Annotated in this window: 14 protein-coding genes; 7 read left to right on the top strand and 7 right to left on the bottom strand. The window is 67.6% G+C overall.

Features of this window, described 5'->3' with window-relative positions; translation table 11 throughout:
* Positions 1-19 precede the first annotated feature (19 nt).
* The 7 genes from MKD50_RS07315 (at position 20) to MKD50_RS07285 (ending at position 7,339) form a co-directional block, all read left to right on the top strand.
* Entirely contained in the window at positions 20-1,270 is a 1,251-nt protein-coding gene (locus MKD50_RS07315) for an HlyD family secretion protein (RefSeq protein ID WP_252666742.1), read from the top strand.
* 2 nt (positions 1,271-1,272) lie between these two features.
* Positions 1,273-2,886: a DHA2 family efflux MFS transporter permease subunit gene (locus MKD50_RS07310; protein WP_371925297.1), complete on the top strand. Its 1,614-nt coding sequence runs from the start codon at positions 1,273-1,275 to the stop codon at positions 2,884-2,886.
* A 181-nt stretch (positions 2,887-3,067) separates the two neighbouring features.
* Positions 3,068-3,856, top strand: coding sequence for an IclR family transcriptional regulator (locus MKD50_RS07305; protein ID WP_240072264.1), 789 nt, complete (start codon positions 3,068-3,070; stop codon positions 3,854-3,856).
* Between the two features lie 21 nt (positions 3,857-3,877).
* On the top strand, positions 3,878-4,660 hold the full coding sequence (gene pepE / locus MKD50_RS07300; protein ID WP_252666741.1) for a dipeptidase PepE: 783 nt from the start codon (positions 3,878-3,880) through the stop codon (positions 4,658-4,660).
* Positions 4,638-5,561 (top strand): DUF1177 domain-containing protein, encoded by a 924-nt coding sequence (locus tag MKD50_RS07295; RefSeq protein ID WP_115703588.1) that lies wholly within the window; start codon positions 4,638-4,640, stop codon positions 5,559-5,561. Before pepE ends, MKD50_RS07295 begins: the two co-directional genes overlap by 23 nt.
* On the top strand, positions 5,558-6,265 hold the full coding sequence (locus MKD50_RS07290; protein ID WP_252666740.1) for an AroM family protein: 708 nt from the start codon (positions 5,558-5,560) through the stop codon (positions 6,263-6,265). The genes MKD50_RS07295 and MKD50_RS07290 overlap by 4 nt, the downstream gene beginning before the upstream one ends.
* A gap of 81 nt (positions 6,266-6,346) precedes the next feature.
* On the top strand, positions 6,347-7,339 hold the full coding sequence (locus tag MKD50_RS07285; protein WP_252666881.1) for a Bug family tripartite tricarboxylate transporter substrate binding protein: 993 nt from the start codon (positions 6,347-6,349) through the stop codon (positions 7,337-7,339).
* A gap of 45 nt (positions 7,340-7,384) precedes the next feature.
* Here the strand turns inward: MKD50_RS07285 and truB are convergent, their stop codons facing one another.
* From truB to scpB, 7 genes are all read right to left on the bottom strand, one after another.
* A complete protein-coding gene (gene truB, locus MKD50_RS07280) occupies positions 7,385-8,332 on the bottom strand; it encodes a tRNA pseudouridine(55) synthase TruB (protein ID WP_252666739.1) in 948 nt (315 codons plus the stop codon).
* Between the two features lie 82 nt (positions 8,333-8,414).
* Positions 8,415-8,786, bottom strand: coding sequence for a 30S ribosome-binding factor RbfA (rbfA, locus tag MKD50_RS07275; protein ID WP_116356737.1), 372 nt, complete (start codon positions 8,784-8,786; stop codon positions 8,415-8,417).
* A gap of 60 nt (positions 8,787-8,846) precedes the next feature.
* A complete protein-coding gene (gene infB, locus MKD50_RS07270; RefSeq protein WP_252666738.1) occupies positions 8,847-11,738 on the bottom strand; it encodes a translation initiation factor IF-2 in 2,892 nt (963 codons plus the stop codon).
* Positions 11,739-11,827: 89 nt separating this feature from the next.
* Positions 11,828-13,303 (bottom strand): transcription termination factor NusA, encoded by a 1,476-nt coding sequence (gene nusA / locus MKD50_RS07265; RefSeq protein WP_115703598.1) that lies wholly within the window; start codon positions 13,301-13,303, stop codon positions 11,828-11,830.
* Positions 13,300-13,788, bottom strand: a complete 489-nt coding sequence (rimP, locus tag MKD50_RS07260) for a ribosome maturation factor RimP (protein WP_252666737.1) — start codon at positions 13,786-13,788, stop codon at positions 13,300-13,302. Before rimP ends, nusA begins: the two co-directional genes overlap by 4 nt.
* A gap of 302 nt (positions 13,789-14,090) precedes the next feature.
* Positions 14,091-15,944, bottom strand: coding sequence for a 23S rRNA pseudouridine(2605) synthase RluB (gene rluB, locus MKD50_RS07255; RefSeq protein ID WP_252666736.1), 1,854 nt, complete (start codon positions 15,942-15,944; stop codon positions 14,091-14,093).
* Positions 15,945-15,949: 5 nt separating this feature from the next.
* Positions 15,950-16,798 carry an SMC-Scp complex subunit ScpB gene (gene scpB / locus MKD50_RS07250; protein WP_252666735.1) on the bottom strand — a complete coding sequence of 283 codons (849 nt, stop codon included), beginning with the start codon at positions 16,796-16,798 and terminating at the stop codon, positions 15,950-15,952.
* Positions 16,799-17,262 lie beyond the last annotated feature (464 nt).

Below are 17,262 nucleotides of genomic sequence, written 5' to 3'. Positions count from 1 at the left end.
AGATTATCCAGAAGACATCATGAGCAACAACCAGCAAGCGGCCGGCACCAACACCCCCCAGCAAGCCACGGCCACCCCACCCAACGGCAAGCGCAAGCGCATGCTGCTGTCGCTGAGCGCGGCGATCGCGGTCGCCGGCATCGGCTACGGCGTGTACTGGGGGCTGTATGCACGCCATTTCGAAAGCACCGACGACGCCTATGTCGCCGGCAACGTGGTCCAGGTCACGCCGCTCGTGGCCGGCACGGTGGTATCGATCGCCGCCGACGACACCCAGCTGGTGACCGCTGGCCAGCCGCTGATCCAGCTCGACCGCGCCGACACGCAGGTGGCACTGGAACAGGCCGAGGCCCAGCTGGCCCAGGCCGTGCGCGAAGTACGCACGCTGTACGTCAACAACGGCTCGCTCGCCGCCAACGTGGCACTGCGCGAGGCCGACGTGGCCAAGGCCCGCGACGACCTGCGCCGGCGCCAGGCCATTGCCGGCTCGGGCGCGGTGTCGAATGAAGAGATCTCGCACGCGCAAGCCGCGCTCAAGGGCGCCGAATCGGCGCTGCTGGCCGCGCGCGAGCAGCTGGCATCGAACAAGGTGCTGACCGACCAGACCACGGTCGAGAACCACCCCAACGTGCAGCGCGCCGCCGCCAACCTGCGCTCGGCCTACCTGTCGTTCGCGCGCTCGGCGCTGCCAGCGCCGGTGACCGGCTACGTCGCCAAGCGTTCGGTGCAGGTCGGCCAGCGCGTCGCCGCCGGCGCGCCGCTGATGGCGGTGGTGCCGCTGGACCAGGTCTGGGTCGACGCCAACTTCAAGGAAGTGCAGATCACGCATATGCGCATCGGCCAGCCCGTGACGCTGGAAGCCGACGTCTATGGCTCCAGGGTCGAATATCGCGGCAAGGTCGCCGGCTTCTCGGCCGGCACCGGCTCGGCGTTTTCGCTGCTGCCGGCGCAGAACGCCACCGGCAACTGGATCAAGGTGGTGCAGCGCCTGCCGGTGCGCATCGCGCTGGACCCGCAGCAGCTCAAGGACCATCCGCTGCGCGTGGGCCTGTCGATGACGGTCAAGGTCGACGTGCGCCGCGAGGAAGGCGCCGCCATGGCCGCCGCCGCGCCGGCCAGGCCGATGCAGACCGACGTCTATGACAAGGTGGCGCAGGATGCCGACCAGCTGATCGCGCGCATCATCACCGCCAACAACGGCGGCCGCGGCACCGGCCTGTCCTCGGCCAGCGCCGCTCACGCCAACGCCGCCAAGCCCGCCAATACCTGATCATGGCAGCCTCCCCTTCCGCCGCACCGGCCGCGCCGCCGGGCGCCGCTCCCGTGCCGGCGCGGGCCATGCCGCAGCAGCCGCAGCCGCTGACCGGCGGCAGGCTGGTACTCGGCACCATCGCGCTGTCGCTGGCCACGTTCATGAACGTGCTGGACTCGTCGATCGCCAACGTGTCGATCCCGGCGATCTCCGGCGATCTGGGCGTGGCGCCGAACCAGGGCACCTGGGTCATCACCTCGTTCGCGGTGGCCAATGCGATCTCGGTGCCGCTAACGGGCTGGCTGACCACGCGCTTCGGCGCGGTGCGGCTGTTCATCACCTCGATCCTGCTGTTCGTGCTGGCGTCGTGGCTGTGCGGCGTCGCGCCCAACCTCGAGACGCTGCTGGCCGCGCGCGTGCTGCAGGGGGCCGTGGCAGGCCCGATGATCCCGCTGTCGCAGTCCTTGCTGCTGTCGAGCTACCCGCCGCAGAAGAGCACCATGGCGCTGGCGCTATGGGGCATGACCACGCTGGTGGCGCCGATCATGGGCCCGCTGCTGGGCGGCTGGATCTCCGACAACATGACCTGGCCGTGGATCTTCTACATCAACGTGCCGGTGGGCATCATCACCGCCTACGCCACCTGGGCCATCTACAAGGACCGCGAGACGCCCACCAAGGTGCTGCCGATCGACCGCATCGGCCTGGCGCTGCTGGTGATCTGGGTCGGCTCGATGCAGCTGATGCTGGACAAGGGCAAGGAGCTGGACTGGTTCCACTCGACCGAGATCGTGGTGCTGACGCTGGTGGCGATCGTCGGCTTCCTGTTCTTCCTCGCCTGGGAAACCTATGAGAAGCATCCCATTGTCGACATCAGCCTGTTCAAGGGCCGCAACTTCAGTTCCGGCGTGGTCGCGATCTCGGTGGCGTACGGGCTGTTCTTCGGCAACCTGGTGATCCTGCCGCTGTGGCTGCAGACCATCGTCGGCTATACCGCGACCGACGCGGGCATCGTGATGGCGCCGGTCGGCATCTTCGCGATCCTGCTGTCGCCGGTGATCGGGCGCAATCTGCCGAAGATGGATGCGCGCTGGGTGGCGACCGCGGCCTTCATCACCTTCGGCATCGTCAGCCTGATGCGCTCGGGCTTCACCACGCAGGTCGATACCTGGGCGCTGATGGTGCCCACCCTGATCCAGGGCGCGGCCATGGCGATGTTCTTCATCCCTCTGACTTCGATCATCCTGTCGGGCCAGCCGCCGGAGAGGATCCCCGCCGCCTCGGGCCTGTCGAATTTCGTGCGGATTACCTTCGGCGGCATCGGCGCGTCGGTTTCGACCACCGTCTGGGAGAACCGCTCGGCGTTGCACCACGCGCAGCTGGTCGAGCAGGTCAACCCGTACAACCCGGCCTACCACGACCAGCTCAACCACCTGATGCAGATGGGCATGAGCCAGGCGCAGGCGGTTGGCGTGATCGAGCGCAATATCACCCAGCAGGCGGCCATGCTCGGCGCCAACGACATCTTCTGGATCTCGGGGATGCTGTTCTTCGTGCTGATCGGCTTTGTCTGGCTGACGCGACCGGCCAAGGGTGGCGGTGGCGGCTCCGCGGACGCAATGGCGGCGCATTGAGCGCCCGCTTCGGCGATGCATGGAATGGCCCCGGTTCGGGGCCATTTTTTTTGCCCGTATCCGGCAAGGGAAATCTCCCCTTGTGCTCCGGCCCCCATCCCCCTATGATGCGCTAACCGAATTATGGAACCTTGGTTCCAAAAAACGGAACCAAAGCAATGAACGTAGGTGGAGAGGCGAAGTGAGCATTCTTGAAGGCGTGGAAAGCGTGCTGGAGCTGTTCGGGCACGGCCGCCACGAGATCACGTTCAACGATGTGCTGGATGAACTGGGGCTGGCCAAGAGCTCGGCGTCGCGCCTGCTCGCCCAGATGGTGCGCTACCGGCTGCTGGAGCTGCAGCCGTCGACGCGCCGCTATCGCCCGGGCGCACTGGTGATCCGCGCGGCGCAGGCGGCCACGCAGGCGCACCCCTTTGACGACCAGTGCCGCGAGATCCTCGCCGCCTTGTCGGATTCGACCGGCTTCACGGCCTACCTGTCGATGCTCGATGGCACCGACACCGTGGTGCTGCAGCGCCTGAACGGCAGCAACCCGGTGCAGGTGCTGTCGCCGCCGGGCGCGCGCCGGCCGGCCTTCACCACGGCCATGGGCCGCGTGCTGCTGTCGCGCCTGCCCGAAACCGAATTCAGCGCGCGCTATGGCGCCAGCGGCGCCCGCAAGCTGCCCGACGCACCGGCCGGATGTCCCGCCACCGTAGCCGAGCTGCGCGAGCGCGTGGCTACGGCCCGCGCCGAGCGCAGCGCCATCGCCGTCAACGAAGGCATGCCGGGCATCGGCGCCGTTGCCACCACACTGGCCGATCCGCTCTCCGGCGACGTGCGCGGGCTATGCCTGTCCTTCACCGCGATGCAGGTCAGCCAGACCCAGGCGCGCGCGCTGCGCGAAACCCTGGTGCAGGCGGTGGCGCCGCTGGGGCAGCGCCTCGGCGATCCGCTCTGGCTCCATCCCGGCGACACCGCCGCCAACTAGTCATTCCGGCAGCTCAAACCCATGGAACTCCTGTTACTCAGCAACTCCTCCAGCGACGCGGGCTACCTCGTCCATGCCCACGAGGCGATCCGCGAACTGGCCGGCGGCCGCACCCGCGCCTGCTTCCTGCCGTTCGCCGGCGTCACGCGCGACTGGGACAGCTACGAAGCGCTGGTGCGCGACGCACTGGCCCCGGCTGGCATCGCCGCGCAATCGCCGCACCGGCTCTCCGATGCCGACTGCGTGCGGGCGGTGGCAGCGGCCGAACTGATCGTCATCGGCGGCGGCAACACCTTCCGTCTGCTGCAATGCCTGCGCGAGCGCGGCCTGCTGCCCGTGATCGCGCGCCAGGTGGCCGCGGGCGCCGCACGCTATATCGGCTGGAGCGCCGGCACCAATGTCGCCTGCCCGACCATCCGCACCACCAACGACATGCCGGTTGCCGACCCCGGCGGCCTCGACGCGCTCGGGCTGGTGCCGTTCCAGATCAACCCCCACTACTTCAACCTGGTGGTGCCCGGCTTCCGCGGCGAAACGCGCGACCAGCGGCTGGCCGAGTTCACGGTGCTGCAGCCGCAGACGCCGGTGCTGGGCTTGCCTGAAGGCAACTGGGTGCGCGTCGCGGGCGATCGCATGGAGATGGGCGGCGCGCATCGCGCCCGCTGGTTCCTTGGCCAGCAAATCGTGGACGTCGCCCCCGGGGGCATTGTCAGTGCCGGCCTGTGCCGCTGCCACCTGACCCATCGCCATTCCGTAACGCAAGCAAGGAACCCCAAGCAAGATGTCCATCAAGCAGGTGATTGAATCGATCGAGCTGCTGTCCGCAGCCAATGTCGACGGCGCAGCCGTTGCCACTTTGCTGCGCGCCCGCGGCATCCGCGACGTCACGGTGACGCGCGTGGAAGAGCACGGCCTTTACACCGACTTCCTCGCCTGCACGCTGCCCGGCCGCAATCCCGATGCGCCCGCGCTGGGCGTGGTCGGCCGCCTCGGCGGCGTCGGCGCGCGCCCTGCCGTGACCGGCCTGGTGTCGGATGCCGACGGCGCCATCGTCGCCGTCGCCACCGCGCTCAAGCTGGCCGACATGGCCGCCAGCGGCGATGTGCTGGCCGGCCCGGTGCGGATCCATACCCACATCTGCCCGCACGCCGCCACGCGGCCGCACCAGCCGGTGCCGATGATGAAATCGCCCTTCGCGATGCGCACGATGATGTCGCACGAGGTGCATCCCGACATGGCGGCGATCCTGTCGGTCGACACCACGCGCGGCAACCGCTTTGTCAACCGCCGCGGCGTGGCACTGACGCCGGTGGCCAGGCAAGGCTGGCTGCTGCGCCTGCCGGAGCGGATGCTGGACCTGATGGGCTGGGTCAGCGGCGAACTGCCGACGGTACTGCCGCTGACCACCCAGGACATCACCCCGTATGAGAATGGCCTGTGGCATGTCAATTCGATCATGCAGCCAGCCATCGTCACCGCGGCGCCGGTGGTGGGCGTGGCACTGACCGCGCAGACCACCGTGCCCGGATGCGCCACCGGCGTCACCAACGCCTTCGACATCGATGTGGCGACGCGCTTCTGCATCGAGGTCGCCAAGCAGTTCGGCGAGGGCCAATGCGCCTTCTACGATGCCGAGGAATGGGCCGAACTGCAGCGGCGCTACGGCTCGCTCGCCCACCTGCAGACCGTAGGGATCCAAGCATGACAGCAGACTCCCCACGCCTGCCGCGCGTGGCCTTCGTCACCATCGGGCAGTCGCCGCGGACCGACGTGGTGCCGCAGATGATGGCCGACCTGGGCCTGCCGGCCGAGGTCGCAGAGTTCGGCATCCTCGACGCGCTGGGCGCGGACGAAATCGCCGCGCTGGCGCCCGCCGCCGGCGAGTACCGCTTCGCCAGCCGCCTGCGCGATGGCACCCAGGCGGTGATGGGCAAGCCGGTGGCCGAGGCCATGCTGGCGCGGCTGCTGACCTCGCTCGACGATGGCCGCTTCAACGCGCTGGTGCCGCTGTGCACCGGCACCGCGCTGCCGCCGATGCAGACCCTGGTGCTGGAACCGCAACAGGTGGTGGACCACCTGACCGTTGCGCTGGCGCAGGGCTGCAAGCGTCTGGGCATCGTGCTGCCGCTGGAGGCGCAGGTGAGCGGCTTTCACCTGATCCAGCCGGTGCCCTGCGAACTGCGCGTCACGCACGCATCGCCCTATACCGATATTGCCGATAGCGCGACCGGCCGCTTCGCGCAGGCGGGCGCGGCGCTGCGCGGCTGCGACCTGGTGGTGATGCACTGCATGGGCTACACCGAAGCCATGCGCGCCACGGTGGCACGCCATGCGGGGGCTCCGGTGCTGCTGTCGAACCGCATGGTGGCACGGCTGCTGGGACAGGTACTGGGCGGCGCGGCCGCTTGATGCCGCGCACGCCACCAACGCATTCCGGGTAAGGGCAAGCCCGCTGACAGATTGCCCATGACACTGCTGGAGCTGGAAGGCATGGAAAAGGTAGGAAAGTGGAGGAAGCCGCTGGCAAGCGGCATGATGTGGATCGGCCTGGCCGCCGCGATGGCCCCGGCCGCGCAGGCGCAGGAATGGAAGCCGGCAAAGCCGGTGCGCCTGCTGGTGGGCTTTGCCCCCGGCGGCTCGGCCGACCTGCTGGCGCGGCTGGTGCAGGCGCCGCTGTCGGAAAGCCTGGGCGTGCCGGTGGTGGTGGAAAACGTGCCCGGCGCGGGCGGCAATATCGCCGCCGACAAGCTGGCCAAGGCGCCGGCCGACGGTTACACCATCGGCATGGGCGCCGCGGGCGCGATGGCGGTGACCCACGTGCTCAATCCCAAGGGCACGCCGTACAAGGCGGATGACTTCACCCCCATCGCCATGCTGGCGACGCAGCCCAACGTCGTGATCGTCAACCCGGCCCTGCCGGTCAAGACCATGGCCGACTTTGCCGCGTACGTCAAAAAGACGCCGCAGGTCACCTATGGCACCGCTGGTGTCGGCACCTCGAACCACCTGATCGCCGAGACCATGCTGCACCGCCTCGGCATCGACATGGTCCATGCGCCGTACAAGGGCGCAACCCCGGTGATCACCGACCTGATGGGCGGCCATATCGCCATGACGGTCGATAACATCACCACCGCCGCGGCGCTCGCCAAGAGCGGCAAGGTCAAGGCGCTGGCGGTCACGGGCAGCAAGCGCTCGCCGTTGCTGCCGGAGGTGCCGACGCTGGCGGAGAGCGGCCTGAAGGACTTCAACATGCCGACCTGGCAAGGCATCTTCGGGCCAAAGGACCTGCCGAAGGCGATCGTGGCCCGCTACAACCAGGCCCTGGTCAAGGCGCTGGCAAATCCGGAAGTCAGGAAGAAGATGGCCGAATTCGGCTCCGAGCCCGTGGGCGACACGCCCGAGCACTTTGCCGGGTTCCTCGCGCAGGACCGCAAGATGTGGGCTGAGGTGATCAAGACGGCCAAGGTCACGCTGGAGTAATGGCTGTCGGGCGGCGGCTACGTTGGTGCCACCCCCCTCCGCACATCACAGCTTGACCAGCCGCTCCGGTCGCAACGCGCCTTCGCGCATGCGTGCCACACCCAGCAGCCGCGCCGGCTCGCCGGCGTAGACCCGCGCCAGGCATTGCTCGGCCAGCACGGTGCCGGCCGGCAGGTCGCGCTGGGCGATGCGCTGGCCCTGCAGGAAGCGCTCCGCCGCCGCCGCATCCAGCTGCACCGGCACGCATTTCTGCAGCAGGGCGTCGACCGGCGCCAGCATGGCCGGGCGCTGCGCATCATCCTGTGCTTCGATCTGGGCCAGCGTCATCGCGCCGTCGAGGGTCAGGTCGCCCACGGCGATACGGCGCAGTCCGGTCAGGTGCGCGCCGCAACCCAGCGCTTCGCCGATGTCCTCGGCCAGCGTGCGGATATAGGTGCCCTTGCTGCACGTCACCCGCATCGTGAACGACGGGGCCTCGGGCAAGGCGCAGTCCAGCAATGCAATCGAACGGATCGTGACGCGGCGCGCCGCGCGCTCCACGGTCTGGCCGGCGCGCGCGTATTCGTACAGCGGACGGCCGTCCTTCTTCAGCGCCGAATGCATCGGCGGCACCTGATCGATCTCGCCGACGAAGCGCGCCAGCACCTGCTCCACCGCGGCGCGGTCACAGGTGACCGCGCGCACGTCGAGCAGCTCGCCTTCGGCGTCGCCGGTGCTGGAGCGCGCGCCCATCCGCACTTCGGCGTCATAAGTCTTGTCTGCTTCCAGCAGGTCCTGCGAAAACTTGGTGGCTTCGCCGAAGCACAGCGGCAGCAGCCCCGTGGCGAGCGGATCCAGCGTGCCGGTATGGCCGGCCTTGGCCGCGCGCAACAGGCGCTTGGCGCGCACCAGCGCGTCGTTGGACGACAGCCCCAGCGGCTTGTCGAGCAGCAGCACACCATGAACCTCGCGGCGCGGCAGGCGCGGCGGACGGTTGGCGTTGGAATCGGTCATCGGGAACAAGCGGGAGGCGGCGATGCGGAACGCGCGGCGACCGCGCCGGGATAGCCCATGCCCGTCGGCATGGGCGCCGGCATCAGTCTTCGTCTTTCGAACGCGTGGCGTTCGCTTCGTTGATCAGCCGGGACATCTCGATCGCGTGTTCGACCGAGGTATCGTGATGGAAATGCAGCGTCGGCACCGTATGGATGTGCAGGCGCTTGAACAGCAGCGAGTGCAGGTAGCCGGCCTTCTCGTTGAGGATGGCTTCGGCTGCGGCCGCTTCGGCGCCCAGCACGGTGAAGTACACCTTGGCGTGGGCGTAGTCGGGGGTCAGCGTGACGGACTGCAGCGTGACCAGGCCGAGGCGCGGGTCGCGCAGTTCGCGCTGGATCATCTCGGCCAGGTCCTTCTGGATCTGGTCGGAGATGCGGAGATTGCGGGAGGAGATATTGCCTTTCTTGGCCATGCAATACAGTCTGGTCGAGATGACAACGGCAGGCCGAAGCCTGCCGTTGCTTGCGACGCCTTACAGCGTGCGCGCCACCTCTGTGATTTCGTACACCTCGAGCTGGTCGCCTTCCTGAACATCGTTGAAGTTCTTGATCGACAGACCGCACTCGAAGCCTTGCTTGACTTCCTTGACGTCGTCCTTGAAGCGCTTGAGCGAATCCAGCTCGCCGTCGTGGATGACCACGTTGTTGCGCAGCACGCGCACCAGCGAATTGCGCTTGACCACGCCGTCGGTGACCATACAGCCGGCCACCGCGCCGACCTTCGGCACGCGGAACACCTGGCGCACCTCGACCGTGCCGGTGGTGGTTTCGCGCTTCTCCGGCGCCAGCATGCCCGACATCGCCGCCTTGATCTCGTCTACCGCATCGTAAATGATGTTGTAGTAGCGGATATCGATGCCGTTGTGCTCGGCCAACTTGCGCGCGCCCGCATCGGCACGCACGTTGAAGCCGATGATGACCGCCTTCGAGGCCGTCGCCAGGTTGACGTCGGATTCGGAGATGCCACCCACGCCGCCGTGCACGATCTGCACCCGCACTTCGGCGGTAGACAGCTTCTGCAGCGACTGCACCAGCGCTTCCTGCGAGCCCTGCACGTCGGCCTTGACGATCAGCGGCAGCGTCTGGACTTCGCCTTCGGCCATCTGCTCCAGCATGTTCTCGAGCTTGGCGGCCTGTTGCTTGGCCAGCTTCACGTCGCGGAACTTGCCCTGGCGGAACAGCGCGATTTCGCGCGCCTTGCGCTCGTCCGGCAGCACCAGCACTTCCTCGCCGGCGGCGGGCACTTCCGACAGACCCTGGATTTCCACCGGGATCGACGGGCCGGCTTCCTTGGTGGCCTTGCCGTTCTCGTCCAGCATGGCGCGCACGCGACCGTAGGCGCTGCCAGCCAGCACCACATCGCCACGCTTGAGCGTGCCGCTGCTGACCAGGATGGTGGCGATCGGGCCCTTGCCCTTGTCGAGCTGGGCTTCCACCACCAGGCCCTTGGCCGGGGCGTCCACCGGTGCCTTCAGTTCCAGCACTTCGGCCTGCAGCGACACCTGCTCCAGCAGGTCTTCGACACCGGCGCCGGTCTTGGCGGACACCGGTACGAACGGCGAATCGCCGCCGTATTCTTCCGGCACCACCTGCTCGGCCACCAGTTCCTGCTTGACGCGGTCCGGGTTGGCTTCGGGCTTGTCGACCTTGTTGATCGCCACCACGATCGGCACGCCGGCAGCCTTGGCGTGCGCGATTGCTTCCTTGGTCTGCGGCATCACGCCGTCGTCGGCCGCGACCACCAGGATCACGATGTCGGTGGCCTTGGCACCGCGGGCACGCATGGCCGTGAAGGCCTCGTGACCCGGGGTATCCAGGAAGGTGATCACGCCGCGGTCGGTTTCCACATGGTAGGCACCGATATGCTGCGTAATGCCGCCGGCTTCGCCCGCGGCCACCTTGGTGCGGCGGATGTAGTCCAGCAGCGAGGTCTTGCCGTGGTCGACGTGACCCATCACGGTCACCACCGGCGGACGCGGCAGCAGTTCGGCGTCCTCGTGCTCTTCGCCGTCGACCACCAGCAGCGCTTCCGGATCGTCCAGCTTGGCGGCGTACGCCTTGTGGCCCATTTCTTCCACCACGATCATGGCGGTTTCCTGGTCCAGCACCTGGTTGATGGTCACCATCTGGCCGAGCTTCATCATCTGCTTGATGACCTCGGATGCCTTCACCGCCATCTTGTGGGCCAGGTCGGCCACCGAGATGGTTTCCGGCACGTGCACTTCGCGCACCACCGGTTCGGTCGGCGCCTGGAAGTTGCTGCGGCCGTCGTCATGCTGCTGCTGGCGGCCGCCACGGCCGCGCGGGCCACCGCGCCAGCCGCCCACGCCGCCCGACGAATCGCCGCGCGTCTTCAGGCCGCTGCCCTTCTTGCGGCTGCCTTCGTCCTGCCACGTCGACGAAGTGCCGGTCTTGACGACCTTGCCCTTCTTGTCAGTGGTGGTGGCGGCGGTGGCGGTCACCGGCTTTTTCTCGCCCGGCTTGGCTTCGGTGCCGGCCGGCTTGACCGGCTTGTGCAGCGTACCGGTCTGCTCGGCCTTCTTTTCCTCGGCCTTGCGCTCGGACGGCGCCTTCAGCACGCGCGCCGGCGCGTTCAGCATCTGCTGGATCGCACGAGCCTCGGCTTCGGCAGCCTCGCGGCGCTTGCGCGCGGCGACTTCCTGCTCGGCGCGGGCCTTGTCGGCGGCAGCCTTGGCCTCGTCGGCGGCCTTCTGCGCCTCGGCGCGTTCGGCGGTGACGCGCGCCTTCTCGTCCTCGGCCTTCTTGCGCGAGGCGTCTTCGTTGGCTTCGGTCACGGCGCGCGACGCGGCAGCCTCTTCCTCGGCCTTGCGGGCAGCGAGTTCGGCCTGGCGGCGCTGTTCGGCCTCGAGTGCCTCCTGACGCGCGCGACGCTCGGCTTCCTCGCGCTCGGCGGCCTCGCGGGCGGCCTTGGCCTCGGCTTCCTGGCGCGCCAGCTGTTCGGCCTGGCGGCGCTCTTCCGCTTCGCGGCGCGCCTCCTCGGCGGCGTCGACGACCTGGGCCTGGGCCTCGGCACCATCGGCCTGCGGTTCCGGCGCAGCGTCGTCGCGCTTGATCAGCACGCGCTTCTTGCGCACTTCCACCTGGACCGTGCGGGTCTTGCCGGTGGCGTCCGACTGGCGGATCTCGGAGGTTTCGCGCTTGGTCAGTGTGATCTTCTTGCGGGCGCTGTCGTCGGCCTGGCCGTGCGAGCGCTTCAGATAGTCCAGCAGCCTGGTCTTATCCGATTCCGTGATGATGTCTTCTGGCGTCGCTTTGCCCACCCCAGCCGCCTGCAATTGTTCCAGCAGGGCAGCTGCGCTGCGACTCAGTTCTGCGGCCAGTTGGGCAACTGTTGTGCTTGCCATTCAAACCCTTTCAATGCTTGGTTTCTACGTCGGGACAAATTGTTGCGGAAAGCGCGCCCTGCCCGGTTTCAGCGGCCAGGGCGTGTCCCTCAGTTGAACCAATGTTCCCGTGCTTTCATGATCAGCGACTTGGCTTCTTCCTCGCTGACACCGGTCATCTCGACCAGCTCGTCCACGGCCAGTTCGGCCAGGTCGTCACGCGTATGGATATCGCCTTCGGCCAGCTTGCCGATCAGTTCCGGGTTGAGGCCGTCGAGCGAGCGCAGGTCCTGCGACACCTCTTCCACCTTTTCTTCCCGGGCCAGTTCCATCGTCAGGAGCGCATCACGCGCGCGATTGCGCAGCTCGTTGACGGTGTCTTCGTCAAAGGCCTCGATCTCCATCATTTCACTGATGGGGACATAAGCCACTTCTTCCAGCGTGGAGAAGCCTTCCTCGATCAGGATGTCCGCGACTTCCTCATCCACGTCCAGCTTGGACATGAACAGCTTGCGCACGACATCGCTCTCTTCGGCCTGCTTCTGCGCCGATTCTTCCTGCGTCATGATGTTGATCTGCCAGCCGGTCAGCTCGGACGCCAGGCGCACGTTCTGACCGCTGCGGCCGATGGCGACGGCGAGGTTCTCCTCGTCGACCACCACGTCCATGCTGTGCTTCTCTTCATCGACCACGATCGACTGCACCTGCGCAGGTGCCAGCGCGCCGATCACGAACTGCGCCGGGTCTTCCGACCACAGCACGATATCCACGGCCTCGCCGCCGATCTCGTTGCGCACCGCGGTGACGCGCGTGCCGCGCACGCCCACGCAGGTGCCGATCGGGTCGATACGCTTGTCGTGCGCCACCACCGCGATCTTGGCGCGCACGCCCGGGTCGCGGGCAGCCGCCTTGATTTCCAGCAGGCCCTGTTCCATTTCCGGCACTTCGTTCTCGAAGAGCTTGATCAGGAAGTCAGGGGCGGTGCGCGACAGCTCGATCTGCGGGCCGCGCGCGGCGCGGTCCACATTCAGGATATAGGCGCGCACACGGTCGCCGGTGCGCAGGTTTTCCTTGGGGATGATCTGGTCGCGCGCCAGCAGCGCCTCGACGCGGCCGGACTCGACGATCAGGCCCTTCTTGTCGGCGCGCTTGACCGTACCGGTCATGATCTTTTCGCCGCGATCGAGGTAGTCGTTCAGGATCTGCTCGCGCTCGGCATCGCGGATGCGCTGCAGGATCACCTGCTTGGCGGCCTGCGCGCCGATGCGGCCAAACTCGACCGATTCGATCTGCTGCTCGATATAGTCGCCCAGCTCGATGCCGGCGTTTTCCTCGCGGGCCTCGAACAGCAGGATCTGCTTGTCCGGCTCCTGCAGGCCCAGTTCGTCGGGAACGACCAGCCAGCGGCGGAAGGTTTCATGCTCGCCCGACTCGCGATCGATCGCGACACGGATATCCACGTCTTCCTCGAAACGCTTCTTGGTGGCCGAGGCGAGCGCCGCCTCCAGGGCACCGAATACCACATCCTTGTCGACGTTCTTCTCACGCGCAAGCGCATCGACGAGCAACAGAACTTCGCGGCTCATTGCTTGTTCCCTTTTCTTTGATTTCCTTTGAAGTCGATCACCGGCACCAGGCGTGCCTTGTCGACATCGGATACGGCAAATTCCAGCAGCGCCAGGCCATCCTTGCCCTCGAACTCCAGGCCGATCTTCTCTTCGCCCGCGGCGCCGGTGGGCTCGCGCAGGATGCCGGTGAAGTTCTTCTGTCCGTTGACTGGCAGGCGCAGCGTCACGCGCGCCTCCGCGCCGGCAAAGCGGATGAAGTCGGCCAGCTTCTTCAGCGGCCGGTCCAGTCCGGGCGACGAGACCTCGAGGCGTTCATAGTCGACGTTCTCGACCGTAAACACGTGGGTGAGCTGGCGGCTCACCTTTTCGCAATCCTCGATGGCAATGCCGGTTTCAGGCTGATCGATATAGACACGCAGCAATCCGGCCGGGGCACGCTCGAGCTCGACCAGCTCATATCCCATGCCGCTTAGGGTGGTTTCGATCAAATCTGCCAGATGCACTGTTATCCCGAGTAATGGCCATCAACACCGTGGCAGGCAAACCCGCCGGTGCCGTCCGGGACGACCCTGCTGCAGCGCTGCCTGTCCGCCACCCCTTCCGCCCAGGCGGAAACACCGAAAAACGGGCGAACCAAAAAAAAATGGGCGCAATGCCCATCATTCGCCCATCCTCGGACGAGGATGGCTTTTTGAATAGACTTGAATTATACGCGGATTATGTCGAAAAGGCAAAAGCCAGACATTACCGCGGACCGCACGCGGCGCCGGCAGGCGTTCCGCCCACCGTGCGCCGCATACAGCGCTTAACGATTGCCGCCGCGGTTGCCCCCGCGATTGCCGCCGCCGCCACGCGGCGAACGGTTGCCGCCGGACTTCGCTGCCTTCGGCATCACGTTGCCATTGGCTTCGCCACCGCGGCGAGTCTTGCCCTGCCCTTGGCCGGCCTGTCCCCTCGCCCCGCCCATGCCGCCCATGCCCGCGCCGGCGCCACGCCCCTGGCGCGCACCGGCGCCGCGGCCACCGCCGAGGTTGGCGGCGTGCGAAGTCAGCAGCGTCGGCCCATGGCTGATATAGCCCATCGACGTCTTCATCGGATCGGGCTGGCTGCTGCGGCCGCCGCCACCGCGGGCGCCGCCCTGCTCGAAGCGCGGCAGGCCGTCCATGCCGGTATGCATCGGCATGCCGGCAATCGCCGCCTCGGTGCGCTGCTTGCGCCCGCCCACCTTGGTGGCGCCCTTGGGCGCCTGCTCGCCCTTGCCGGGCACCTTCAGGCCGACGCTGGTCATCAGCGTCTTGACGTCGTTCGCCTCGACTTCCTGCCAGCGGCCGCGCTTGAGGCCGCGCGGCAGCAGGAACTGGCCGTAGCGGGTGCGGATCAGGCGCGACACGGTCAGGCCGACCGCCTCGAACATGCGGCGAACTTCGCGGTTGCGGCCTTCGGTCAGTGCCACGTGGTACCAATGGTTGGCGCCTTCGCCGCCACCGTCGGCAATGCGCAGGAAATTGGCCTCGCCGTCATCGAGCTTGATACCGTGCAGCAGGCGCTGGCGGTCGGCTTCGGCCAGTTCCCCCAGCGTGCGCACCGCGTATTCACGCTCGACGCCGTAGCGCGGATGCATGAACCGGTTGGCAATGTCGCCCGAGGTGGTGAAGATCAGCAGGCCTTCGGTGTTGAAGTCCAGGCGGCCCACCGCAACCCACTTGCCGGTCTTGATGCGCGGCAGGTTGTCGAACACGGTCGGACGGCCTTCCGGATCCGACTGGCTGACGATTTCGCCGGCAGGCTTGTGATACAGCAGCACACGCGGCGGCTTGGACGACACCTTGCGGTGGATCAGCTTGCCGTTCACGCGGACCTGGTCGGCCGGCAGGATGCGCTGGCCGATATGGGCCGGCAGCCCGTTGACCGAGACGCGGCCCTGCAGGATCAACTCTTCCATCTCGCGGCGCGAGCCGAGGCCGCCTTCGGCCAGCACCTTGTGCAGCTTGGGCGCGTCGTCATCTGCGGACAGCTCGCGCACGGGCTTGGCCTTGGTGCGCGGGATGACGGTGTCTTCACTGTCGTACTGTTCGGAAATGACGAAGCGGAACAGGTCTTCGCTGCCCGCCGCGGACTTGTCGGCGCCGGCCTGGCCCTTGCGCGGTGCCTGCGGCTTGCCGCCATCCTTGCGCCGGCCCTGCTGGCGCACGGTGTCGGCGGACGTCGCGGGCTTGCCGCTGCGCGGGGCCTGCTTGCGCTTGCGACCTGGCTGCTCCGGCTTGTCGGCGCCTTCAGCCCGGGCCGCGCGGTCGATCTTGTCCGCCTTGCTGCCGCCCTGACTGCCCTGCCCGCCTTCCCCCTGGCCCGTCTTGCGCTTGCCGCGGCCGCGCTGGGCGCCACGCCCGGCACCTGCTGGGCCCGCGCTTGCCGCGGCACCCGCCTCGCCGGCATCGCCCTGGCCGGCCGCGCCGGCGCCTTCGGCGCCCTCGGCGCGGTCCTGCGCGGCCTGGCGGCGCGATGCCACCAGGTTCCTCAGACCGCGGCGCAGCCCCTTGCGGCGGGGCGCGGCGTCGCTGCCCGTTCCGGGTTCTGCGGCGCTGGTGTCGGCGGATGCGCCCGCATTACGGGCGTCTTGCTCAACGGAATCAGACAAGATATTCACTATCGGATGTTGCATGTTGTTCAGTTCGGCACGCGCTCGTCGTGCTCGCTCGGGTGCGGCGGGGTGCCGTCGTCCGGCAGTTGGTCCCGCGCCCCGTCCGGATCGGATGCGGCCGGTTCGGTGGCATCGCCCACATCCGCCACCGCCTCGGCAGCCGCCGGCAGCGGCTGCGCCTCAAAGCCATCGGCGCCGTCTTCGGGCGCGGCCGGTTCCTCTTCGCCCGCCGGCGCCGGCTCCGCCGCCGATGTGTCGGCCGGCTCGGCAAAGGCCTCCTCGTCGGCGCTGGCCGGCTTGTTAGCCGCCAGGTCCTCGAAATTGATCGCCTGCTGCTCCAGCAAGGCGGCCTGCGCCTGCGCCTGGGCATCCTCCAGCGGCGGCAGTTCGTCCAGCGTGCGCAGCCCGAGGTCGTCCAGGAACGCCTTGGTGGTGGCATACAACGCCGGACGGCCCGGCACGTCGCGATGGCCGATCACCTCGATCCAGCTGCGGTCCTCAAGCTTCTTGATCACTTCCGTGCTGACCGTCACGCCGCGGATTTCCTCGATATCGCCACGCGTCACCGGCTGGCGGTAGGCGATGATCGCCAGCGTCTCCATCACCGCGCGCGAGTATTTTGGCGGTTTTTCCGGATTCAGGCGGTCGAGGTATTCCCGCATTTCGGGCCGGCTCTGGAACCGCCAGCCGCTTGCCAGCGCCACCAGTTCCACGCCGCGCGGGCGCCAGTCCTGGCGCAGTTCGTCCAGCAGCACGCGGATGGTGTCTGCGCCGACGTCATCGTCGAACAGGCGGCGCAGATCGTTGACGCGCAACGGTTCCTGCGCGCAGATCAGCGCCGTCTCGAGGACGATCTTCGCCTCTTGGGTATTCATGTTGATGGTGTGCAGCCTGTCTTTGCACCTGCTCCCGGACGGATCCGGGGCACCGGAGATTTTGGATACAGCGGTGCCAGAGCCACCGCCATCTCATTGCGCAGCGGGCCGGATACCTGCCGTACCCAGGCCGTGCACTTCCCTATCTTTGCATCGAGTTGCCGGGGCTTCCGGCAGGAGATCGTCCGCATGCCGTCATGGACCGGCCAGCGAACCTCTTGCGTCGCTCGTCCGCACAAGCGGACATCGCGGTCGGCGAACTGAACGCCTCGGACGCAAGAAAATACGGGTATCGGGAGCAAGGCCGGCATCTACCACGCCGCAGCGCCAACCGGACTTTTGAACCAGATCTTTTGAACCGAATGGGACCGCGGGGACTGGCGCTCATCGAAAGCCTTCCGCTTCCCGCGTCCCGAGCGTCTTCGGATAGGAAGACCGCCAGGCGCTGTTCGCCGCTGCTTACC

It is taken from the genome of Cupriavidus mimosae (genome assembly GCF_023952485.1).
GTDB lineage: Bacteria > Pseudomonadota > Gammaproteobacteria > Burkholderiales > Burkholderiaceae > Cupriavidus > Cupriavidus taiwanensis_C.
This window is presented reverse-complemented; position numbering and strand designations above follow the sequence as displayed.